Consider the following 23,437-nt stretch of genomic DNA (forward strand, 5'->3'; position numbering starts at 1 on the left):
CCTGACGGCGGGGCAGCGTGCGACCTCTGCGCGGGCCGGGTCACAATCGTCGGCGGTGGTGACCCATCGCGGGAAAATTGTCAATTCATTGCAAGTTGACATTGCGTTAGCGCTATGAGGCACCTACTCCGACGGAGTGGTGATTGAACGCCCGATGAATGAGATGGACAGGCTCGCCCCGCCGGTCGCTGGCGCGCAACGACTGCACCGGCATCGTTCCGCCTCGGCAACACCGTCGTTCCGCGGCTGGTCCGCCGGCGTGGCGAGCGGCGAGCGAGTCCGTCCTGTCGTCGCCTGGGTCACGATCGTTCTGATCTACCGGCAGACCTTCGCCGCCCCGATCCGCGCCTTCCTCCCGTTCCTCTGGTACGTGCCGGACGTGCTGATGGCCGGCGCGCTCCTTGCGATCGCCGGCGCGGGGTTGCGCGACAAGGTCGTGCCGGTGCTCGTCTCGGTCGGCGCGCTGGCGCTGCTGGTGGCGTACTCGCTGCTGAGCAACAGCGGCTACGCGGTCGCGCTGGCGGTGCGGGGGCTGGGCTATATGCTGCTCGCCTTCTTCGCCGGCCTCGGCCTGCGACGCGGCGACCGGCTCTTACCCGTCGCGCTGGTGGCGGCGGCGGGGATCAGCATCGCCGGCGTCTATTACGACGCGCTCTTCTCCGTGCCGTGGGCGGGCCTGACCTTCGAAGGCGTGGGCGGCACCGCCGAGGCGGCGCGGCAATGGTCGGCGGACGGGAGCCGTCGTCTCTCCGGCCTCGGCATCGCTTCGACCGACACCTCGGTGATCATCGCGGCGGGGACGCTCGTCCTGCTCGGCCTCACCCAGAACCGGCTGCGCGCGCCGAGCACGCTGTTCTGCGCGGCGGCGCTGCACGCGCTGCTGCTCACCACGCAGAAGGCGACCGCCGGCTGGCTGATCACCACCGTGCTGGTCGGCTATGTCTCTCCCCTGGTGGCGTTCCGGCGCGCCGGCTTCCACGCCGCCGCGCTGCTGCGGCCGCTCGGCGTGCTGGGGCTGGGGGCGAGCATGCTGGTGCCGCCGGTCTTCGCGGGCTTTGACTTCAGCGCGGCGCTGCGCGTGAACGCGGCGACCCTTGACCAGCGCATGGTCGAGGTGTGGCCGCGGGTGCTGCCCCACCTGTTCGACGTGCCCCAGCTGCTGCTCGGCTTCGGGCTGGGCGGGATCGGACCGACCGGCGCGCGGCCGGACCTGGTGATGATCGACAACATGTTCCTGTACACCGCGCTCACGCTCGGCCTGCCGGCGGCATTGGCGTTGTTCGCGCTCGCCGCGCGCGCGCTGCTGGCGACACCGCTGCGCGACGGCACCGACTTCGCCGCGCTGGCGCTGGTCACCCTGCTCGCGCTTAACGGCATCACCGCCAATATCGTGGTCGCCGGTGCGGTCGGCAGCATCTTCCTCGGTTACGCGGTCGGCGCCCTGCTCCGCTCGCTCCGTCGCACCCGCTCGCGCCGTCACTTCGGCGCCGCGGCACCCGCCGCGGCGACGGGCTGACGGCGTGGCGAGCATCCCGTCGCCTTCGCTCGCACGCGCCGCGCCGCGGCCGGGGCGCCAGCGTCGGCCGACGGTGACGATCTGCGGCAACGCGGGCTACAACCGCGGCGACGACGCGATCGCGCTCGCGCTGGTGGAGGGACTGCGCGCCCGGCTACCCGAGCTTCACGCGCGCGTGGCGATGATCGCGCTGGGCTCGATCGCCGCGACCGATGAGGTCCGGCCCTTCCTCGCCGCACGGCGCCGCCCGCGCGGCCTGCTCGGGCTCGCTTATGCGATCGCCCGCGCCGATCTGGTCATCATTGGGGGCGGGTCGATCATCCAGGACAAGTTCGGCGGTGGCCGAGTCAAGGGGATCACCGGCTACGCCTGGATGGTGGCGCGGCTCGCGGCGCTGTTCGGCCGCCCGGTGATCACCGCGCCGATCGGCGTCGATGCGATCACGACCGAGCGCGCCCGGCAGTCGGCGGCTGAACTGCTCGCCTCGGCGCGCGCCATCTTCGTGCGCGACACGCGCTCGATGGCGAACTGCGACGCGATCCTCGCTGCCGCGGCGGCGCCGGTACTGCAGATGGCGTGCGATCCGGCCCTCGCGCTCGCCGGCGCGGCGCCGTGCCCGGACGGTCCCGTGATACTCGCGCCTGCCTTCGAGGGTGAGTTCGACGAGCTGGTGATCGACATCTTTGCGCGTATCGCTACCGAGGTGGTCGAGCGGCTGGGACGCGAGGTGATAGTGGTGTCGATGGACAGTCGTGACGACGCGCGTTCGACGCGGATCATAACCGCAGTACCGATGCCGGCGCGCGCGCGCGTCAGCGCCTCCTCCCCAGCCACGCTCGACGTCGCACTGGACGTTCTGCGCGGCGGCTCGGCGCTGATCGCGATGCGGCTGCACGCGATGATCCTCTCCTACGGGAGCAGGCCTATCGCGTGTCTCAGTCGCACTACCAAGACAGACGCTTTCATGGAGGATTACCGGGTCCCCGGCACCGGGGTCAGGGGCGACACGCCCGAAGCAGTCGCGGCGCTGCTGGTCGAGGCGGTAGCGAGCTGGCCACAGCGCGAGGAGCAGGCGGCGATCCTGGCGACGCGGTGCGCGACGCTGGACGGCTTCTTCGACGCGGCGGTGGCGCTGATGCGGCCGCAGCGCGAGACTCGGACGGCGTGAGCGCGCGCTCGAGCGCGGCGATCGTCACCGCCGCGACGGTGACCGGCAGCGGCCTCAATTTCGCCGCCACCGCGCTGTGGACGCGGCTGCTTGATCCAGGCGCGTTCGGCCGCTACGCGCTAGTCTCGGCCGGCGCGGTGCTGCTCAATGCGACGCTGTTCGAGTGGCTGCGGCTGGTCAGCGCGCGCACGTTGTACGACCCGGCGCAACCGAGCGCGGTCAACCCCGCGCGCGCCAACGCGCTGATCGCGCTCTACGCCGCGGTCGCGCTGCTGTTCGTCGCGGCCGTGGCGTTGATATCGGGGCTCGGCGTCGGTGTCGCCGGCGTGACGGTGCGGTGGTGGCCGGTCATGGCAGCGTTCACGCTGACCGAGATGGCGCTGGCGTTCCTCCAGACGGTCTATCGTCTGCGCCAGCGCGCCTGGCCCTATTTCTGGAACGCCACCGCGCGCTCGGCGGCGGCGCTCCTGCTCGGCTTCGTGCTCGTGCGGTTCATGGGCCTGGGCGCGCTGGGGACGCTGCTCGGCATCGTCGTCGCGCAGGGCGCGGTGGCGCTGACAAGCGTGGTGCTCGACCCGCTGTGGCGCGCGGCGCGCCCGTGGCGCGCGTCGCGCGCACAGCTGGCCGCCGCGGTCCAGCTCGGCTACCCCCTGATCGCGAGCTGTGCGCTGACCTATGCCGCCAGCTTCGCCGACCGCTTCCTGATTGGTGCGACGCTCGGGGCGCACGCCGTCGGGCTCTACGCTGCGCCCGTCGACCTGCTGCAGAAGACGCTGGTTTTCATGATGATGACCGTCAATCTCACGGGCTATCCGGCGCTGGTGCGGGCCTATGAGGACCGCGGGCCGGTCGCTGCCTGCGCCACGCTGGAGACCAACCTGCAGCTTCAGCTCGGCCTCGGTCTGCCGGCGGTGGTCGGTCTGATGGTGCTCGCGCCGGGGATCGTCCAGCTGCTGCTCGGCCCCGCCTTCCGCGCGGAGGGCGCGCGCTTGCTCCCGCTGGTCGGTACGGCCGCGCTGCTGCGCTGCCTCGTCACCTTTCACCTCATGATGGCGTTTCAGGTGACGCGCCGGATGGGTTGGATGGTCGTGCCGCCGCTGACGGCGCTGGTGACGGCGATCCCTGCCGGGCTGATCGGCATCCGTCTTGCTGGCCTGCCCGGTATGGCGCTCGCCGCTCTGATCGCGCAGCTGATCTGCTACACGATCAGCGCGAACCTGGCCAAGCGCGTGCTGCCGTTGCGGCTTATCACCCCAGAGATCACTCGGATTGCCGCCGCGGCGCTTGGCATGGGGCTGGTGCTGAGTCCCTTTAGCGGTGTGACCGACCTGCTCGCGACCGCGGCGCTGATCCTAGTGGGAAGTACGGTCTACGGTGCGCTACTGCTCGCGCTGGGCGTGCCCGCGGCGACGCGGTTGGCGGCAGGCGTGACGCGATGGGTCCGCCGGCGTCCAGCCTGACCTCGCGCGTTCGCCGCCATCAAGCGCTCACGCGGAGCCCGCACGTGCGGACTGCGACAACCCCCGAAGCTCAGTCCCTCGTTACCCGCCTGAACCTTCGCGCGTCGCAATCACCGATGATCGAGGCGACGATGGCCTGCAGATGGTGCTCGGGGCTGTATTGCACCGCGTGGGTTGTAAATCAGGCCTCGTGCCGTCCAATCGGAGTAACGATCAGCGACACGCCGGAAAGCGGCGGCTGGTGGAGCGGCGAACCTGAATTTGAAGGCTGCAGCGCACGACGATCGTGTCCGCCTCGCCGTACAGCGCCAACAGCTCCTCGGAGTTGGTCACTTCACGATGACATGGTTGAGCCAGGGCGCCAGCTCGGGATACGACTGCCTCGGGAAGCCGAGGAACTGGGACTCGGTGTGGGCCCACACCAAGTCCGCGGCCATGATGCTGGCCCGGTTGCGCCTCGCATTGACCTAGCCGCGATGCGACAGATGACCGGCACCTGCGCCGTGCCACCCGACAAAACAACGGCGCCGCCCAACCCGGGCGACGCCGAGCGCGCCGACGGACAGCATCGTGATCAGTAGGAACCGCGCTGGAACAGCACGCTCGGCACCGTGTACGCCATGATCTTGACGTTCATCGCGCACGAGCGCGCGCGGCTGTAGGTCACGTCATAGGCGACGCGGCGACGGTAGGAGACGTCGTTGCGGCCACCGACCTGCCACAGCCCGGTGATGCCCGGGCGCACCGCGCAATAATGCTCGAAGTAGCGGCCGTAGCGCGCGATCTCGCCGACCACGATCGGACGCGGCCCGACCAGGCTCATCTCGCCGCGCACCACGTTGATCAGCTGCGGCAGCTCGTCGAGGCTGGTCTTGCGCAGGAACTTGCCGATGCCGATCACGCGCGGGTCGTCGCGCAGCTTGTGGTCGCGCTCCCACTCCTCGCGCGCCTCGGCGCTGGTCTCGAGCAGGTGGCGCAGCCGCGCGTCGGCGTCGACCACCATGGAGCGGAACTTGAGGCACGGGAAGGCGCGGCCACCGCGGCCGATACGCTGGTGCGCGAAGATGATCGGGCCGGGATCGAGGATATAGATCACTGCCGCGATGATCAGCATCAGCGGTGCCAGGATGATCAGCGCGACCATCGCGAGCGCCACGTCGAGCGTGCGGCTCGCCATGTCGTCGATCCGACGCAGGTTCAACCCGTCCTCGCGGGGGTCCACGTCGCTGCTGGGCACCGACGCGGTGATGGTCGCTTCATGCACGAAGATCGCTCCCTCGACGATACGCTGCAACGCAACATTAGGTTATTTGGCAGTTAATGTAACCCTGAAGGTGCAGCGGTTCGTCTCGAATCCGGGATTGATCGTCGCAGCTTGTATCGAAGCGGTACGGTCAGTCGTGAGCATTCAGTAGTAAAACCCTACTGAACCTGCGCTTTTTTCCAATGAAGCGCTGCGCTACGGGCGCACCTGCCGTGGCCGCGCGGGGCCGGCGCGACTCGATCGCGCGGCTGGTCGATCACGCGTCGCGCGGGCCCTCCTGGTGCGCTGCAGCGGATCAGAACAGCGCGACGGCGACCCGCGCGATGATGGCCCATAGCAGCGCCGAGCTGCCGACGATCACGCCGAGCCGCACCGCGCCGGGCAGTTTGGTCACCTCCGGGTCGGCGAACGGCGCCATCAGCGGCGCCGAGGAGGTGAGCTGTATCACCGTGTCGGTGCGGAACGCGCTCGCCACCACCGCGCTGCTGACCGGCGCGGTGAACTCGCAGCCGTAGCCGCCGGGGACCTGACGCACCACGCGCGCCATGGCACGGCCGTGGCCGGCGAGGCCGATCGTCACCGTGCTGCCGATCGCGAGCCGCGAGTCGGTAGTGACGCTGAAGCCCGTCTCGGACAGATCGGCGACGTACACGTCGTGCGCGCCACGCTCGCCACGCAGCGTGGACGGCTGGTTGATCGCCTGGCGCTCGGCACCGCGGCGGTCGTCATTGTCCTCGTTCACCATCACCGCGTGGAGCAGCATCGTCGCACCCTTTCGATCAGCTGCGCGGGGAGTAGCGGGGACGCACCTACTATCGAGTTAACCCGCGTCGATGAATCGAGGCGAAAACGGCGGGTAGAGAGGCTTTTTGGGTGATCGTGGTAAACGACCCGTAAGCCATGAGCGATCTCACCGCAGCGCCTGGCCCGGCGCCATCCCCGCCATTCCGGCGTGCGGGTCGGCGCCCGCCGCGGCCGCAGGCCGGTCCGGCACCGGCACCGCGTGCGGCTTGGCGAGCCAGGCGAAGGGGGTCACCTGGCGCAGCTGTTTGCCGTTGCCGAGGTCACCGCCGTGGCAGTTGAGCAGTTTGTCGATGCAGTTCTCGGTCCACTGCCGCAGCGTTGCGTCGTCCCAGGCGCCGAACCAGTCGGCGTGGAAGGTGGTGCCGGGCACGCGCATCGTGCCGTTGGCGCCGGGCATCTCGTCCGAGGAGAGGTGCCAGGTCGGGCGCGTGCCGTCCCACGCGCCGCTGCGGTCGAGCGTGGCGTCGACCGTGTACCAGGAGCCCATGGTGAAGGTAGGGATCACCACCGGATGAGTGAACGGGCAATGTTCCTTGCCCCCGGTCCACTGCGGATAGGCGACGTGCTCGCGATGGTCGGGGCTGTCGAGCCGCTTGCCGTCCCAGCAGCTCGGCGCGTTGATCACGGCGCCGAGCTGCGCCCCGGGCGGGCACACCTTCGCCACCTCGACCAAGGTCTCGTAGTGGCCCTCGGTCGCGCCCGGGCCCTGGCAGTTGAAGTAATGCGCGCCGGTCGCCGGCGCGTCGGGGTGGACCATGTCGAAGCCGAACACGAAGCGCAGCCCGCGCGGCAGCGCGACGCAGGAGGCGCGGACGCGGTTGCACTCCGGGTCGGTGTTGGGCCGGCGCTTGTAGTAGATCGAGACGAAATCGGGGCGGATCACCTGGCCGCGCCCGTTGAGCATCGCCGGCATCCAATAGGCCGAGCGATTGAGCCGGTTCATGCAGGTGCTGTCGCCGCTGCGGCGCAGGCTGGCATAGGTCGAGTGAGCGTCGGCCGCGGTGTTGCCGAAGAACTGGTGGAGATGCGACTGGCCCGGCTTGCCGGGATAGAGGATCGGGTCGTCGAAGCGCAGCTGCCCGGCCATGCACAGGAAGCGGAAGGCGCCGACCACGTCGGGCGCGGCGCTCGCCGGGATCGCGCCGGGCGGGCCGCTCTCGTGCGACACCATGATCCCGCTGGCAGCGTCGAAGTTGCTCGCCACCGCGGGCTCCTCGCCCTCGGGCCCGCCGGCGGCCTCACGCGGTTGGGCGACGTCGCCGGTGCCGCCGGCCTTGCTCTTGGCGTGCTGTGTCGCCGGCGTCGCCGGGCGGTCGGCATGCGCCACGCCGGCCACCGCCAGCGCGAGCAGCAGCGCGCCGATCCAGCCCCGATTCGCGCTCGTCCGCACCCGCATCATGCCTCCGTCACTCCGGGCACCCTATACATGAGGCGCGTGGGGCGCGCACGCGAAAGGGGCCGGTCGCTCGCGCGGCCGGCCCCTCGACTGTCCCGTTCGGGATCGCGCGATCAGGCGACCGCGGCGCCGCCGGCGACGCTCTTGCGACGGCGCACCGCGGCGCCGACCATGGCGAAACCGCCGATCATCATCATCCAGGTCGCCGGCTCGGGCACCGCGCTGGTGACGGTGACGTTGGCGAGCTTGAAGCCGTCGACCACCTTGTCACCGCCGAGGTTGTTGCCCGCGGCGACCAGCCACAGGTTCGAGGCCGAGCCGGTCACCGACCGGATCGAGGTCGAGCTGCCGCCGGCGAGATCCTGCCCGCCGCTCAGCAGTGCGTTGAGGGTGTTGACCGACTTGCCGTCGAGGCCGAGCGACTGGTTCCAGGCCGTGCTGACCTTGCCCCAGGCGACGAGCGCGTCGGAGTCCTTGCCCAGGTTGTTGACGTCGAACGGGGTCGTCGTGATCTTCGACAGCAGCACGTCGCGGCTGAACTGGAAGACGATGAAGTCCTGCGCGCCGTTGTTGTCGATCGTGTGCGTGCCGTTGCCCCCATTCTCATTGTCGGCGGTGACGCCGAGGCCAGCGGTGTACGAACCGAGATAGGCGTTGGTGACGGTGTTGTTGATCACCGACCAGGCAGTCGCGCGCGCGCTGATCTGCACGCCGTCGAGCGTGAACGAATAGTCGCGGTAATTGGTCGAACCGGTGTCGGCACTGTTGGTCGACGACGTCAGATTGAGCAACAGATCCGCCGCGCTCGCCGGCGCCGCCGCGCTCGCCAGCGCGAGCCCCGCCACCGCCGCGATCATCTTCAACTTGGTCATGATTTCGTCCCCCCAGAAACTCAGTTCGTCGCGTGATTGCCGTGCGGCGCGCGTTGCTTCAAGGCGCGACCGTTACGCTCCTGTCCCGGTTCTGGACCCGTGCGACACTCGGCGCACGGTGCTGACGGAAGGGGGCACGACGACGGAAGGGGCGGATTGACCGACCCCCGCGGTCCCGCATCACGGCATAGGCCGGAAAGGCGGGGCGGGGCGAGAATGACGAGGGTGACTCGGCCGCGAAAAGGGTGTTTCGGCCGCGACGACGAGGCGGTGCGGGAACGGGGGCGGGGCGGTCGGCCGCCCCGTCCGATCACCGCGGTCCGCTCACTTCGGCAGCGCCACCACGTGCGGCGTGCTGGTCCAGGCGAAGGCGTCGAACATCTTCATCTGACGGCCGTTGCCGAGGTCGCCGCCGCTGCAGTTGAGCAGCTTGTTGATGCAGTTATCCACCCACATCTTCATCACTTCGTCGTCCCAGGCGCCGAACCAGTCGGCGTGGAAGGTCGAGCCCGGGCGCATCGTCGCCATGCCGGGCATCTCGTCCGAGGCGAGGTGCCAGCCGCTGGTGCCGCCGTCCCACGTGCCGCTGCGGTTCAGGTCCGAGTCGACGGTGTACCAGGCGCCCATGGTGAAGGTGGGGATCACGTACGGATGGTCCGCCGGGCACTTCTCGTAGCCCCAGTCCCCGTAGCTGGTGTAAGCGACGTGGGAGCGATGGTCGGCGCTGTCGAGGTTCTTGCCGTCCCAGCAATTGGGCGCGCTGATCACGGCGCCGATCTGGTTGCCGATGCCGCAGTGCTTCCCCGCCTCGATCAGGTCGGCGTAGTGGCCGGGCTCGGCGGTCGGCCCCTGGCAGTTGTAATAGCCGGCGCCGGTCGGCGGCGTGCCGTTGATCATGTCATAGCCGAACACGAAGCGGAGCCCGCGCGGCAGGTCGACGCAGGCCTTGCCCATGCGCTGACACTCCGGGTCGCTCGCGGGACGGCGCTTGTAGTAGATCGAGACGAAGTCGGGCCGCACCACGCCGTTCTTGCCGTTGAGCATCGCCGGCATCCAATAGGCCGAGCGATTGAGCGCGTTGGTGCAGGTGCTGTCACCGCTGGTGCGCAGGCTGCGATAGGTCGAGTTGGCGTTCGCCAGCGAGTTGCCGAAGAACTGGTGGAGGTGCGAGCGGCCGGGCTGGCCCGGGAAGACGATCGGGTCGTCCTTGGCCTCGTGGCTGGGCGTGCAGATGAAGCGGAAGGCGCCGACCACGTCGGGCGCGCCGCTCGACGGGACCGCCCCGGTGCCCCAGGCGGCGACGAGCTGCTGACTGACGTCGAAGTTGCTCGGGATCGAGTCATAGTCGCCCACTACCGGCAGGCTGGCCGGCGCCACCACCACGCCGCTGCTGGCGGGGGTGGGGGTCGGCGTGGGCGAGGGCGTGACGATGGGAGCGACCGGCGCGCTCGCCACCGGGTTGGTCGCCGCGGTCGCGCCGCCGCCGCCGCCCCCGCCACCGCAGCCGGCGAGCGCCAGCGCGAGCAGGACGTGGGGCATGAGCCGAGCGGCGCGCGGCAGCATGGTCGCAGGGGCGCGCATCAGCGCGGGGCGCGCGCACGCGCCCAGCAGCGTCATCATCCGAGTTACTCCCAGTCGCCGCGGGCGAACTCGAGCCCGGCAGCCGTTCAGGCCACGCTAGGGACGCTGGGTTAAATCGACGTAGGGAAGCGTGCTTAAGCGACGTTAGGGATTGTTTCCGCGAGGCTTTCCGCGCCCGGATCGCGGTCCGGCGCGGCCGCGGCGCGCTTCCGCCGCGGCGCCCAATAGCCCATCTCCGCGGCGATGCCCGCGATCAGCCCGACCGCGATCGCGTACATATATTGGGTGACGTAGAGCACGAAGATCCACTCGTAGAACGAGTGCAGGCTCACCATCACCAGCGCCACCGCGAGACCCAGCAGCACGTCGCCGCGCGGGTCGCGGCGATAGCGCCAGGCGCAGCGCAGCGCGACGATCACGGGCCACACCAGCATCAGCACGAAGGCGACCAGCCCGGCATAGCCGGTCTCTGCCGCGGACAGCAGATAGGCGTTGTGGACGTGCGCGCTGCGGCTGCCGAACACCGCGGCGACGCCGGCGCGATCGGAATAGCCCTGGGTATTGGCGACGATGACGTAATGATTGCCGCCGACCCCCAGCGGATGGTCGTGCAGGATGGCCTTGGCGGCGCGCTCGAAGGCGGCGCGCTCGTCATAGTCGCCGGTGTCGGTGGACTTGCTGAAGCGCGCGCCCAAGGTGGCATAGGCCACCGGCGCGGCGACTACGAGCGACAGCACGCCCGCCAACGCCACGGTCGTCTTGCGCCCGCTCGGCTGGCGCAGCATCGACAGGAGCAGCGTCAGCACCACGCCCGCCGCGGAGAAGGCGATCGTGGCGCGCGACGCCGTCAGCACCACCGCGACGAGCCCGCCGATCGGGCCGAGCCACAGCCAGCGCGACTTCCTGGTCGCCAGCAGCATCGCCAGCGACGGGAAGATGACGAAGTGGGTCAGCATGCCCAGCAGATTCTGGTGCCCGAGCGTGCCCGCCGCCTGGATCGCGCCCTGCGCGTGCGCCTTGAGCGACATCACCGCCTGGAAGCAGATGCCGAGGATCAATCCCAGGATCAGCCCGCGCACCGCCTTCGGATCGCGGCACGTCATCGCCACCGCGCTGAGCACCAGCACCATGCGCGCCAGCTGCCACACGTAGAAGAACGTCGAGATCGGCACGTCGTTCTGGAGCAGGCTCAGCAGCACCAACGCGGTGTAGGCGATCAGCGGCCAGCGCAGGTGGACGCGGCGGAACTTGCGCGGCGTCGAGACGATCAGCGCGATCGCCAGCGCGTCGATCAACGTGACCTCGGCGCCCTTCACGAAGCCCGGCCAATAGGCCCAGGAGATCGGCGCGACGAGCAGGTGCCAGGTGCTGGTGAAGAACGGCAGCGCGCCGAACACCATCATCACGCGTGGCAGATAGCGCCGGTTGGTGCGCAGCCAGCCGACCAGCACCGGCAACAGGCCCAGCACCGCGAGGAGCGCGACCCACTTCATGCCAGCAGCGCCACCAGCGCCGCCGCGAGGCCGATGGCACCGACCGCGAGCGCCAGCGCCTCGCGCAAGCCGAAGCTGCGCCGCGCCGCCGCGCGGCGCAGCCGCCGCGCCGCGCCCACCAGGCTGCGCAGCACCGGCCAGCGATCGAAGAACCGCAGCGGCGCGATGTCGGTGCGCGAGGGCCGCTGCTCGGCGAGCGGCGGCACCGCGAACACGGTACGCACCCCGGGGTGGGCGCGGCGGAACCAGACATAGGCGCCGTCGATCGGCGGGTGGTCGTCGCGCTCCAGCAGCCCGCGCAGGTAGCTGGCGAGCACCGGCACGACATCGGCGCTGAAGCCCATGCAGTGCGAGCCGATGATATCGCTAGCGGGCAGGTTCGTCGGGTCGGCGGGATGGTAGCCGCCGTACAGCACCTGCCAGTCGGGCGGCAGCGCGAAGTCGCGCGCGGCCGCGGTGAAATCGGCGTCGTCCTCGACGATCAGCACGCTCGCCCCCGCCGCCGCCGCTTCCTCGAGGATGTCGAGATGGCTGTGGTAGCAGCCGCGCGCGCCCCCCGAGCTGAACGTGCCCGCCGCGTCGAAGCGGCGCGCGGCGAAGAAGCTCACCTTGGGATCGTGCTCGGCGCCCAGCCGGCGCAGCTCGCCCAGCATCTGCGCGCGCCGGTCGGCCCGATGCGCGAGGTTGATGATGCGGACTCGGTCGACGTGATCGAAGAGCATGAGCGGGGCCTATCGCGCGGCGAAGCGGGGGAGGAGCGGGGTGACGGCGGCGGCGATGTCGAACTCGCGCTCGACCTTGGCGCGTCCGGCGACGGCGAGCCGGTCGCCGAGCGCGGGATCGTCGCGCAGCCGCGCGATCTGGCGGCGCAGGTCGTCCCAGTCGCCGGGGCGGAAGAGAAGGCCTTCCTGGCCGTCCTCGATCAGCTCGGGCACGCCCGCGACTCGGCTGCCGATCACGGGCAGGCCGAGCGCCATCGCCTCCATCAGCACGATCGGCAGGCCTTCCATGAAGCTCGGCAAAACCAGCATGTCGTGGCGCGCGATCTCGGCCAGCGTCGCGGCCTCGTCGAGCCGGCCGGCGAAACGGACTCGCGCGCCGAGCCCTAGCCGCGCCACCGCCGCGTCGATCTCGCCGCGGAGTGGGCCATCGCCCACGAGGGTCAGCTCGACGTCGAGCGGCGCGACCGCCTCGAGCAGCCCGAGGTGCCCCTTCTCCGCGGACAGCCGCGCCACGCACACCAGCCGGCGCCGCGCGCCCTCGGCGCGCGCTACCGGAGCGGCGAGCGCGGGCGCGGCGAGGTCGAGCCCGCAGCGCACCACCGCGAACTTGTGCCAGTGCGCCGGCGCGGTGACACGCATCGCCTGGGCGCGGCCGAACCAGGAGACGCAGGCGGCGAAGTCGGCCTGCTCCAGCTTGGCGCCGAGCGTCAGCCCGGCGGGATAGTCGGTCTCGGAGATGCCGTGCAGCGTCAGGCTCCATGGCAGCCCGGCGAGGCGCGCCGCCATCATCCCGACGGTCGCGCCCGCATTGGCGAAGTGATTGTGGACGCGCGCGATCCGGTCCTCCGCGAACATGCGCGCCAGCACCACCGCCTCGGCGAAGTGGAACAGCGCCCAGAGCGCCGCGCGCAGCCCCGGCGCGCGGTGGCGCAGCGCGAGCCGCAGCAGCGCCAGGTAGGCGCCCGGCCGGCGCGTCAGCGCCGCCACGTGCGCGCTCAGCAGCGCGCCCGCGCCGAGCGGCAGCACGAAGCGGGTGGTCTCGGCCGAGGCGCGGTCCTCGGGCGCGACCAGCTCGGCCGCGCCGGGGCGGCGGATGCTGTAGGTGCGCACGTCGACGCCGTGGCGGCGCAGGCTCTCCACCTCGCGGCGGATGAAGGTGTGCGACGAGGCCGGATACTGGCTCACCACATAGGCGATGCGGGGGGGGCGCTGGTCGGTCATTTGTAGGTGATCGCGGATCCGGCGGCGCGGCGGCGGCGCGCGTAGCGCAGCATGCCCTGCAGCTCGGGAAATTTGGCCAGCATCGTGTAGAAGGCGCTGGGCCAGGCCATCGCGCCATGGCGGTCGCGCCGCGCCACGCGCGCCACCTGGAGCGCGAGCAGCAGCACCGGCAGCAGCAGCAGCGCGGGATGGACCAGCAGCGCCAGCACCGCGCCCGCGAGCGGCAGCGCGCCAGCCCACAGCAGCGCGCGGCGGCGCTCGGCGCGGTAGAGCGGGTGCGGCAGCGCGCGGGTCGCCTCGCCGGCCTGGGCGTAGCCGAAGCCGCCGCGCACCGCACGCCACCACCACTGGCCGAAGCGCAGCATCGCGGCGTCGTGCAGCGTCATCGCCGCGTCGATCCGCCACACCCGCCACCCGGCGGCGCGCAGCCGCGCGCACAGCTCGGGCTCCTCGCCCGCGGTGAGATCGTCGCGGAAGCCACCCGCGGCGCGGACGACGTCGGCGCGCATCAGCGAATCGCCGCCGCATGATCCGGCCTCGCCGATCGGCGTGTCCCACTCCAGGTCACACAGCCGGTTGTAGACCGAGGCCTCGGGGTGGCGCTCGCGCCGCCGCCCGCACACCACCGCCACGTCGGCGTGCTCCGCGAGGAAGCGAGTCGCGGCGGCGAGCCAGCCCGGCGCCAGCTCGCAGTCGCCGTCGATGAACTGGACGAGGTCGCAGTCGGCGGGCAGCGCCGCGAACCCGGCGTTGCGGGCGCGCGCCGCGGTGAAGGGCAGCGCCAGGTCGAGGTCGACCACCAGCGCGCCGAGCGCCCGCGCCCGCGCCGGGCTTCCGTCGGTCGAGGCCGAGTCGACATAGACCACCGCCGCCGCGCCGCTGCGCTCGAGCGAGCGCAGGCAGCGCACCAGCCGCTCGCCCTCGTTGCGTCCGATCGCGACGATGCCGACGCGCGGCGCGGTGGCAGAGGCGGGGCTCACTTCCACGGCAGCAGACTCGCCACGTCGCCGGTCAGCCCGACGCCGTACAGCGCCTCGCGGAAGAGCACGGCCAGACCCAGCATGACCAGCGTCATAGCAAGGTCCTGCCGCGCGAACGACAGGCCCTCGCGGCGCTGGGCGACCCAGAGCGGCACGTAGCGGACTAGCTCGGCGCTCGCGATCACCAGCACCGCCCCGCTGATGCCGTAGAAATTGACCGCGAGCGGCAGGCCGACCAGCAGCCAGGCGAACTTGCCGATATTGGCGCTGGCGCCATAGACCGGCTTGCCGATGCCGAGCAGCACCGATTCGTTGATCGTCGACAGGATCGCGAACCACACCCCGAACGACAGCGCCGGCAGCATCTGCGCCGCGGCCTGGTAGCGCTGGTCGTAGAGCAGCGCGGTGATCAGCTCCGACACCGCGATGAACCCCGCCACCGCCGCGGCCGCGCCGAGCAGCAGCAGCGGGCGGTGCCGCGCCAGCCGCGCGCGCAGCTGGGCCGTGGTGTCGAATGAGGCCGCCACCATCGGGAAGACGATCATGTTGCCGAAGCGCGCGACGAGCAGGCTGAGGATGTCGGCGAGCGAGCGAGCGATGCCATAGGTGCCCAGCACCGCCAGCGACACCGCGCGTGCCATGTACAGCCGGTCGAAGTTCATCGCCAGGAAGTAGACGATCGACGACAGCGCCACCCAGCGGCCGAACGACAGGATCTCGCGCATCGCGCCGCGATCGATCAGGAAGCGGTGGCGCATGCCGGGGATCAGCAGGTAGCTCGCCACCATCACCGCCGCGCTGGAGGTGATCCCGCCGAACACCAGCGCCCAGATCGTCGGCGTCGCCAGCGCGAACAGGATGTGTGCCACGGTCGAGACCGCGGTATAACCGACCTCGAACGCGGTCAGCGCGGCGAGCCGCAGGTGCTTCTGCGCGATGTAGTGCCCGGTCGATTCGAACCCAGCGAAGACGAAGAACAGCGACGCCACGGCGAAGATGCCGGCGAGCTCCGGCTTGCGGTAGAACCATGCCACCGGCCAGGCCAGCGCGGCGCAGACCATCCCCAGCGCGATGCCGCGCACCAGCTGGAGCGTCCAGGCGGTGTCGTAGAAGTCGGGTTGCTCGGCCCTCGGGTTGGTGATGATGTTCTGGCCGATGCCGATGTCGGACGCCAGTTCGATGCCGGTGCGCACCGTGTTGACGATGATCATGATGCCGAAGAGCTCGGGCGCGAGCAGCCGCGCGAGCACGACGTTGTTGACGAGCCGCAGTGCTTGCACCACGCCATAGCCGGCGGTGGACCAGCCCAGCCGTGTCAGGATCGATCGGGAAAGCAACTTCATGCGCGGGCGGACGATCCCAGGAAGGTACCGGCCGGCACGGTCGAATCGACGCGGGCCGGGGCGGCTGCGCGGTCTCTAGCAGCCGAAGCCTTAAAATCGAGGCACACGATCATTGACGCGTTTTTCGCGGGCGTTTGAGGAAGAGTGATGCGGATCCTGTTCGCCCTGCCGGGCTTCCACCGTTTCGAGCGCGGCGCCGAGGTGGCGCTGCTGTCGCTCGCGACCGAGCTGGCGCGCGGCGGCGACGCGGTGACGGTGATCGGCGCGGGCGAGGCGCGCGAGGGTACGCCCTATCGCTTCCGTCACGCCGGCGCGCTGCGGCGCGAGCGGCTCGAGCGGATGCCGCGCATCCCTGCGCTGCGCAGCGAGACCGGCTGGGAGGAGGCGAGCTTCGTCCCCGGGCTGCTGCGCGCCTATCGCCCGCGCGACCATGACGTGACCGTCACCTGCTCCTTCCCCTTCACAAACTGGGTGCTGCGCCGCCCGGTGCTGTTCGGCCGCCGCCCGCCGCACGTCTTCGTCACGCAGAACGGCGACTGGCCGGCCTTCTCGAACGACGCCGAATATCGCACCTTCGGCTGCGACGGCCTGGTCTGCACCAACCCCGATTATCTCGAGCGCAACCAGGGGAGCTGGCGCTGCGCGCTCATCCCCAACGGCATGGACGCCGAGCGCTTCACGCCCGGGTCCCCCGAGCGCGCGCGGTTCGGCCTGCCCGCACGCGGCACGGTGGTGTTGATGGTAAGCGCGCTGATCCCGACCAAGCGAGTCGCCGACGGCGTGCGCGCGGTGGCGCAGCTGCCCGACGCGCACCTCGTGGTCGCCGGCGACGGGCCCGAGCGCGAGGCGGTCGACCGGCTCGCCGCCGAGCTGCTGCCGGGGCGCTTCAAGCGGCTGACGGTGGGGGCGGCGGAGATGCCGCTGCTGTACCGTTCGGCCGACGTGTTCCTCCACCTCTCGCGTGAGGAATCGTTCGGCAACGTCTATATCGAGGCGCTGGCGTGCGGCGCGCCGGTGGTGGCGCACGACTCGCCGCGGCTGCGCTGGATCGTCGGCGACGACGCGGTGCTGCTCGACACGGGCGACACAGCGGCGGTGGCGGCGGCGCTGGCGCACGCGATCGCTTCGCGCTCCGAGCTGGCTCCGCGCGGCCGCGTCCGCGCGCTGCGCTACGCCTGGCCGCGCGTGGCGGCGCAGTACCGCACCTTCCTGGGCGAGGTGATCGCGGCGGCGAAGTAGAGGCATCGGCCCCGCGCGGTGTAGGATGCCGTTCTCGTCCTCCCCTCACGGGGGAGGATCGTGTCATCCGCTGTCCGCAGCAACGGCCCCCTCCAGCCGGTCAACGCGCAGCCGCTCGCGCAGCAGCTTCTTGTCGATCTTGCCCGTGGCGCCGAGCGGGATCGCCTCGACCACCAGCACGTCGTCAGGCATCCACCAGCGCGCGATCTTGCCGTCGAGGAAGGCGAGCAGTTCTTCCTTGGCACAGGTCGCGCCCGGCACCGGCTGGACCAGCAGCAGCGGTCGCTCGCCCCACACCGGGTGCGCCACGCCGATCACCGCGGCGATGGCCACCGACGGGTGCGCCACCGCGAGGTTCTCGATCTCGATCGAGCTGATCCACTCACCGCCCGACTTGACGATGTCCTTGGCGCGATCGGTGATGCGCATATAGCCCGCTTGGTCGATCACGGAGACGTCGCCGGTATCGAACCAGCCCTCGGCGTCGACCGCCTCCGCCGCCTCGCCGTAGTAGGCGCGCGCGATCGTCGGTCCGCGGATCAGCAGCCGCCCCGCGGTGGCGCCGTCGTGCGGCAGCACCGCGCCCGCGTCGTCGACCAGCCGGAGTTCCAGCCCGCATACCGGGCGCCCCTGCATCGCCTTGCGCCGCACCTGCTCGTCATAGGGCTGCGCCAGCACGTCCGCGGTGGGGGAGGAGAGCGTCGCCAGCGGCGAGGTCTCGGTCATGCCCCAGCCCTGCACCACCTCGACGCCGTAATCGTCCTGGAAGGCGCGGATCAGTGCCTCGGGCGGGGCGGCGCCGCCGATGATCACGCGCTCGAGCGACGTGAAGCCGCGCCCGGTGCCGCGCAGGTGCTGGAGCAGCCCCTGCCACACCGTCGGCACCGCGGCGGAGAAGGTGACCTGCTCCTGCTCGATCAGCTCGTAGAGCGAGGCGCCGTCCATTCGCTGCCCCGGCAGCACCAGCTTGGCGCCGACCGCGGGCGCCGAATAGACCACCCCCCAGCTGTTGGCATGGTACATCGGCACCACCAGTAGCAGCGTGTCGCGCGCGGAGAGCCCCATCGCGTCGTGCTGGAGCGCCATCATCGTGTGCAGCCAGTTGGAGCGGTGCGAGTAGAGCACGCCCTTGGGCAGGCCGGTCGTACCGGAGGTGTAGCACAGCCCGCAGGCGGCGCGCTCGTCGAACCCGCCCCAGAAATGATCGGCGGGCTGCGCCGCGACCAGCTCGTCGAAGGCGAGCGCGCCGGGCTCGGGCAGCGCGTCCGCGCCGCACAGGTAGACGACCCGCTCGAGCGAGGGCACCTCGCGCAGCAGCCGCTGCGCCAGCGCGGCGCATTCAGGATCGGCGAAGAGCAGCCGGTCGCCGGCATGGTCGGCGATGTAGCGGATCTGCTCGGGGAACAGCCGCGGGTTGAGCGTGTGGAGCACCGCGCCCATGTTGGTGGCGCCGTACCAGGCGGCGAGATGGCGGAAGCCGTTCCACCCCAAGGTGGCGACCCGGTCGCCGGGCGCGATGCCGAGCGACGCGAGCGCGGCCGACACCTGCTTGGCGGTGCGATGCAGCCCGGCGTAATCGGTGCGGCTCACCGCGCCGACGGCGTCGCGCGAGACGATCTCGCGGCGCGGGTGCCACGTCGCCGCATGGTCGAGGAAGCGGTCGACCGTCAGCGGCATGTCCTGCATGAGCCCGAGCAGCGGCATCGTCTCTCCCACCCGCGCGCCGCGTGGATCGCGGTCGCGTCGGGCGTCGATCATGGCTCAGCCGGACGCCTCTGTCGCGTGTCGATTGATGTCGGTCAGGAGCGGGGCGGGCGCGTCGCGCTGGCGCTGTCGAACCCCGCCGCCTGCGGCTCGGCCAGCTCCGCCTCGCCCGCCATGGCGTGCGAGTCGTCGTGGTCGCGCAGCGTGTCGAGGTGCATCAGGCGGCGCACCAGCGGGCTCACCAGCAGCACGAGCACCGCGATGCCCATCGCCCACCAGCCGATCGTCTCATAGACCGCCAGCGTGCCGTCGCGCGTCATCGTGCCGCCCTCGCCGCCGCCGGTCGCCTCGCCGATCTTGCCCGCGACGAAATTGCCCACCGCGGTCATGTAGAACCACGCGCCCATGATCAGGCTGGCGAGGTGGCGCGGCGCCAGCCGGTTCATCGCCGACAGGCCGACCGGCGACAGGCACAACTCGCCCGAGGTCTGGAAGAAGTAGATCATGAAGACGAGGTACACCGGGGTCAGCGCCGCGCCGTACAGCCGCGCGCCCCAGACGAAGAGCAGGAAGCTCAGCGCCACCTGCACCAGCGCCAGCCCGAACTTGGCGGGCGCCGAGGGCTCCCAGCCGCGCCGCCCGAGGAACACCCACAGGCTTGCGAAGATCGGCCCGAGCAGCACGATGTAGATCGGGTTGACCGACTGGAACAGCGAGGCGGGCACGCCGCCGCGGTCGACGAAGCGGTCGGTGTACAGGTTGAGGCTGCCGCCGGCCTGCTCGTACAGCCCCCAGAACAAGGGGTTGAGCGCGATCAGGAAGAGCACCGCGAACATCCGGTCGCGCGCGTGCGGCTCCAGCTTGAACGAGGCGAACAGCACGTAGCCGAGCAGCGCGATGCCGGAGACCAGCAGCAGCGTCTGGATCACGTCCTGGTACTGGATCAGCAGCCAGATCACGCCCACCGCGGCGACGCCGATCGCGTAGAGCGTCCACTCGAGCGACCGGGCGAGCGGGCGCGGCGCCTCGCCGCGGCCCCGGAGCAGCGGCTTGCCCAGCACGAACACCAGCAGCCCCATCAGCATGCCGACGCCCGCGGCGCCGAAGCCGTAGGACCAGCCGTAGGTCTCGCCGAGCCAGCCCGCCAGGATCGTCCCGAGCGCCGAGCCCGAGTTGATGCCGATGTAGAAGATCGTATACGCGCCGTCGCGGCGGACATCGGTGAGCGGGTAGAGCTGGCCGACGATCACCGAGATATTGGCCTTGAGGAAGCCAGCGCCGACGATGATGAAGCCGAGCGCGAGCCAGAAGACGTTGATCGCCGCCGAGGCCTGACCACCGTCGCCCTCGACCGCCATCAGCAGGTGGCCGAGGGTGAGCAGCACCGCCCCATAGACCACCGCCCGGCGCTGACCGAGATAGCGATCCGCCAGATAGCCGCCCAGCACCGGCGTGACATAGACCAACGCGGTATAGGCCCCGTAGATCAGGTTGGCCTTGCCGTCGTCGAACAGCCAGTGCTTGGTCAGGTAGAAGATCAGCAGCGCGCGCATGCCGTAATAGGAGAAGCGCTCCCACATCTCGGCGAAGAACAGGACGTAGAGCCCCTTGGGGTGGCCGGCGAACGTGTCGCCCGGTTTCACCGCGGCGGCGGCGCCGCCGCCCAGCAACAAAGCGAGGAAACCGAGCGCGATCGTGGGGATGATGGGCAAGGGAAGCGGCTCCGGGAGGGGGCGGGGCGCGCGCGGGCGGCGCCGATTGGTTGCGCGCGAGACTAGCGATCCGGGCGCCGCTGTAAATATCTCCGCGGCTCGCTATCTGTGCCGGCGATGTTCAACGACCTCTCCTCGCCGCTCGCGCTGCTCGCCACGCGCCGCTCGGGCAAGCCGCGCGACCTGGTCGCGCCCGGGCCGACGCGCGACCAGCTCGTCGCCATGATCCAGCTCGCCGGGCGCACGCCCGATCACGGCAAGCTGGCGCCGTGGCGCTTCGTCATCGTGCCGGACGAGCGCCGCGACGCCTTCGCCGCGCGGCTGGTGGAGGCCTATCGCGCCGAGCGTCCGGCGGCGGCGCGGCTCGAACTCGACGCGATGGACCAGTTCGCGCGCCAGGCGCCTGCGCTGGTGGTGGCGCTCTCCTCGCCCCGGCTGGAGAGCCATATACCGCTGTGGGAGCAGGAGCTGTCCGCCGGTGCGGCGTGCATGAACCTGCTCCACGCCGCCCACGCGCACGGATTCGCCGCCGGCTGGCTGACCGGCTGGCCGGCCTTCTCCGACGCGGTGCGCGACCTGTTCGGCACCGCGCCCGAGCGGATCGCCGGCTTCATGTTCATCGGTACGCCCGGCCGCGCGCTGGAAGAGCGCCCGCGCCCGGACCCGGCGGCGCTGTGGAGCGAGTGGGGGGGGTAGGAGTGCTCGCGGGTGACGTTCGCCATGGCGGTCGGGCGAGGTCTGTGAAAGCGAGGCCGCGCCGGTCCTGCGGTCGTGCTCGCGTCAGCGCGAGTACGGGAGGCGGCATCGTCGCCCCTCCGCTTTGCTCGGTGTCGGCTTAGCGCGTCCGCGGGAGGTTACCTGACGCAGTTGGCTCAGCGTGACGTTCGGTGAGACCCCGTCCTGTTCGAGAGAACGCCGATGGTCTTCGGTCATCCCGGGTTCGCTCGATGGAACCGGAGATACGCCAAAGCAGCGTATTGGAACATGCTTGCCTCGATCTCGTATTCATTAAGTTAATTAAAGCACGACCACGCCTTGCGTCGGTTAACAGAATGAAACCTTGCGACTTAACCGATCCGAATGGAATGATGGCGTAAGACATGTCTCGTCGGAAGGCGCGCGATCCGCGGGATCGTTGCCGCGGCTCCGTCCCAATGTCTGTCTCTTCGGGGGTTGCATGAAGAAGCTCTGGATCGTGGGCGCGGCCGTGGTCGCCGCGTCGAGTGCCTATGCCGCGACGAACACCGCCGGCGTCGCGCAGACCGCCACCAGCCTCGTCGCGGTGGTCGCCGGTCCGGCTGCACCGGCGCCGGCGGCCACGCCCGCGGCCGCGGTGAAGCTCGCCGCCGACGGGCTCCCCGTCGACGCGATCCGCAAGACCGGGCCGTTCGGCGTCGTCCAGCAGCCGGTCTATGCCAGCAACTTCAAGGCGGACGACCTGCTCGTCCCATCCTGGGGAACGGGCGCGATCCCGGACTCGGGCGCGCCGGACGTGGTCGGCGCCTTCCGCTTCATCTGCATGCCCGGCCAAGTCCTCAAGGACGACCCGATCGTCTTCCCGGGTCAGCCCGGCAAGTCCCACGCGCACCAGTTTTTCGGCAACACCGGTGCTAACGCGTATTCCAATTACGGGAAGCTTCGCTTCAGCGGCGACAGCACGTGCAACAACAAGCTCAATCGCTCGGCCTACTGGGTGCCGGCGATGCTCAACGGCAAGGGCAAGGTCGTCCGCCCGGACTATGTCTCGATCTATTACAAGCGCCTTCCCGAGAGCAGTCCGGCTTGCCGCATCGAGGGCAAGGCCTGCGTCGAGATGCCGCGCGGACTGCGCTTCGTATTCGGCTACAACATGAGCACCGGTAAGAGCGAGAACAACTTCTACTTCAACTGCGACGGTCCGACCGCGACGCCCGGCCATTATCCGGACCTCGTCACGGCGGCGAAGTTCTGCCCGGTCGGCAATCGCATCGGCGCGGTGATCCAGGCGCCGAGCTGCTGGAACGGAAGGCAGCTCAACTCCGGTGACCACCGCAGCCACATGGCCTTCCCGAGCTACGGCTGGGACGGGATCCTGAAGTGCCCGGCGACCCACCCGTATATCGTCCCGACCTTCACGCTCGGCGCCTGGTACACGGTGGACGAAGACCTCGACACCTCGGGCGACTGGAGCGAGGGCAAGAGCACCTGGACGCTCGCCTCGGACTCGATGCCCGGCATGGCGACGCAGCGCCCCGGTTCCACCTTCCACGCCGATTGGATCGGCGCCTGGGACGACAAGGTGCTCGCGATGTGGACCGAGAACTGCATCAACAAGCTGCTCAACTGCTCGGGCGGTGACCTCGGCAACGGTCTCCAGCTGAAGATGCGCGACGACTTCACCTGGAACGCCACGCCGCGGCTGGTCGACCTGCCGAAGTAAGCGAGCCTCAGCCGGCGCGGGGTGACGCCCGCGCCACCGATCACCGCCGCGCCGCGACTGGCTTGAAGAAGCCGCCGCGGCGCGGTGTCGCGAACCGACGGTCTCGTGGATCACCAGCCTCGCCGCGGCGGCCGGTTCCCGCCTCGTCGGGACCACGGCGTCAACATGTCGACTTCCCACCGGCCGACGGCGCCGGGGCCGTGTGAGACTCCCCGTGACGTGTCGACAACAGCTCGACGGCGCCGAGCGCCAGCTCCGAGCCGTCGTCGTTCGGCCGCGACACGTCGGTCGACCCGAGCGGCGCCAGGGCGGTGCCCGGCCGCTTCATCGCCACGGCGAAGGCCGGCACTTCAACGGTCAGGGCGCGCGTGACGCGTGCCTGTTCGCCGGCGTGAACTGCGACGGCGGCGCCAGCAGCGGGTGAGCGAACGACGCGCCGGCCACCGGAGGCGTCTCGCCGAGTCGGTGCACGGGCACGCGCAAAGTCGCGCTCGACGACGTCGTCGCCCGCTGGCAGTCCAAGGGCTCGAACGGGCAGGCGTC

At 70.5% G+C, this 23,437-nt stretch carries 18 protein-coding genes; 6 read left to right on the top strand and 12 right to left on the bottom strand.

Annotation, left to right across the window (positions count from 1 at the left end; all coding sequences use genetic code 11):
- Positions 1-163 precede the first annotated feature (163 nt).
- The 3 genes from FHY05_RS16240 to FHY05_RS16250 are packed head-to-tail and all read left to right on the top strand — an operon-like array spanning position 164 to position 4,144.
- Entirely contained in the window at positions 164-1,516 is a 1,353-nt protein-coding gene (locus tag FHY05_RS16240; protein ID WP_183945500.1) for a hypothetical protein, read from the top strand.
- Between the two features lie 4 nt (positions 1,517-1,520).
- Entirely contained in the window at positions 1,521-2,684 is a 1,164-nt protein-coding gene (locus FHY05_RS16245; protein ID WP_183945501.1) for a polysaccharide pyruvyl transferase family protein, read from the top strand.
- On the top strand, positions 2,681-4,144 hold the full coding sequence (locus FHY05_RS16250; protein ID WP_183945502.1) for an oligosaccharide flippase family protein: 1,464 nt from the start codon (positions 2,681-2,683) through the stop codon (positions 4,142-4,144). The genes FHY05_RS16245 and FHY05_RS16250 overlap by 4 nt, the downstream gene beginning before the upstream one ends.
- A gap of 574 nt (positions 4,145-4,718) precedes the next feature.
- Here the strand turns inward: FHY05_RS16250 and FHY05_RS16255 are convergent.
- The 10 genes from FHY05_RS16255 to FHY05_RS22615 form a co-directional block, all read right to left on the bottom strand.
- Entirely contained in the window at positions 4,719-5,408 is a 690-nt protein-coding gene (locus FHY05_RS16255) for a sugar transferase (RefSeq protein ID WP_311732506.1), read from the bottom strand.
- Between the two features lie 295 nt (positions 5,409-5,703).
- Positions 5,704-6,171 (bottom strand): PilZ domain-containing protein, encoded by a 468-nt coding sequence (locus FHY05_RS16260; protein ID WP_183945503.1) that lies wholly within the window; start codon positions 6,169-6,171, stop codon positions 5,704-5,706.
- 147 nt (positions 6,172-6,318) lie between these two features.
- On the bottom strand, positions 6,319-7,608 hold the full coding sequence (locus FHY05_RS16265) for a DUF1996 domain-containing protein (protein ID WP_183945504.1): 1,290 nt from the start codon (positions 7,606-7,608) through the stop codon (positions 6,319-6,321).
- Between the two features lie 113 nt (positions 7,609-7,721).
- Complete coding sequence (locus FHY05_RS16270) at positions 7,722-8,480, bottom strand: PEPxxWA-CTERM sorting domain-containing protein (protein ID WP_183945505.1); 759 nt, start codon at positions 8,478-8,480, stop codon at positions 7,722-7,724.
- Between the two features lie 324 nt (positions 8,481-8,804).
- Positions 8,805-10,100: a DUF1996 domain-containing protein gene (locus tag FHY05_RS16275; protein WP_183945506.1), complete on the bottom strand. Its 1,296-nt coding sequence runs from the start codon at positions 10,098-10,100 to the stop codon at positions 8,805-8,807.
- A 95-nt stretch (positions 10,101-10,195) separates the two neighbouring features.
- Positions 10,196-11,554 (bottom strand): O-antigen ligase, encoded by a 1,359-nt coding sequence (locus tag FHY05_RS16280; protein WP_183945507.1) that lies wholly within the window; start codon positions 11,552-11,554, stop codon positions 10,196-10,198.
- Positions 11,551-12,276 (bottom strand): LPS biosynthesis glycosyltransferase, encoded by a 726-nt coding sequence (locus tag FHY05_RS16285; RefSeq protein WP_183945508.1) that lies wholly within the window; start codon positions 12,274-12,276, stop codon positions 11,551-11,553. Before FHY05_RS16285 ends, FHY05_RS16280 begins: the two co-directional genes overlap by 4 nt.
- A 9-nt stretch (positions 12,277-12,285) precedes the next feature.
- Complete coding sequence (locus FHY05_RS16290) at positions 12,286-13,497, bottom strand: glycosyltransferase family 4 protein (RefSeq protein WP_183945509.1); 1,212 nt, start codon at positions 13,495-13,497, stop codon at positions 12,286-12,288.
- Positions 13,494-14,483, bottom strand: coding sequence for a glycosyltransferase (locus FHY05_RS16295; RefSeq protein WP_311732507.1), 990 nt, complete (start codon positions 14,481-14,483; stop codon positions 13,494-13,496). Before FHY05_RS16295 ends, FHY05_RS16290 begins: the two co-directional genes overlap by 4 nt.
- Entirely contained in the window at positions 14,474-15,820 is a 1,347-nt protein-coding gene (locus FHY05_RS22615) for an oligosaccharide flippase family protein (RefSeq protein WP_183945510.1), read from the bottom strand. Before FHY05_RS22615 ends, FHY05_RS16295 begins: the two co-directional genes overlap by 10 nt.
- 147 nt (positions 15,821-15,967) lie before the next feature.
- Between FHY05_RS22615 and FHY05_RS16305 the strand changes: the two genes are divergently transcribed.
- On the top strand, positions 15,968-17,059 hold the full coding sequence (locus tag FHY05_RS16305; RefSeq protein WP_183945511.1) for a glycosyltransferase family 4 protein: 1,092 nt from the start codon (positions 15,968-15,970) through the stop codon (positions 17,057-17,059).
- Positions 17,060-17,122: 63 nt separating this feature from the next.
- On the opposite strand, the gene FHY05_RS16310 is transcribed toward FHY05_RS16305, so the two are convergent.
- Together FHY05_RS16310 and FHY05_RS16315 are read right to left on the bottom strand one after the other, a co-directional pair.
- Positions 17,123-18,817 (bottom strand): long-chain-fatty-acid--CoA ligase, encoded by a 1,695-nt coding sequence (locus tag FHY05_RS16310; RefSeq protein ID WP_260181642.1) that lies wholly within the window; start codon positions 18,815-18,817, stop codon positions 17,123-17,125.
- Between the two features lie 41 nt (positions 18,818-18,858).
- Positions 18,859-20,475 carry a peptide MFS transporter gene (locus FHY05_RS16315; protein ID WP_183945512.1) on the bottom strand — a complete coding sequence of 539 codons (1,617 nt, stop codon included), beginning with the start codon at positions 20,473-20,475 and terminating at the stop codon, positions 18,859-18,861.
- A 117-nt stretch (positions 20,476-20,592) separates the two neighbouring features.
- Here FHY05_RS16315 and FHY05_RS16320 point away from each other — a divergent pair, with 117 nt between their 5' ends.
- The gene (locus tag FHY05_RS16320) at positions 20,593-21,171 is read left to right on the top strand and encodes a nitroreductase (RefSeq protein ID WP_183945513.1); all 579 of its coding nucleotides are present in this window, start codon (positions 20,593-20,595) and stop codon (positions 21,169-21,171) included.
- A 481-nt stretch (positions 21,172-21,652) separates the two neighbouring features.
- Positions 21,653-22,894 (top strand): DUF1996 domain-containing protein, encoded by a 1,242-nt coding sequence (locus FHY05_RS16325; RefSeq protein ID WP_183945514.1) that lies wholly within the window; start codon positions 21,653-21,655, stop codon positions 22,892-22,894.
- Positions 22,895-23,437 lie beyond the last annotated feature (543 nt).

The sequence above is a fragment of the Sphingomonas sp. BK580 genome (assembly GCF_014194975.1).
Lineage (GTDB): Bacteria > Pseudomonadota > Alphaproteobacteria > Sphingomonadales > Sphingomonadaceae > Sphingomonas.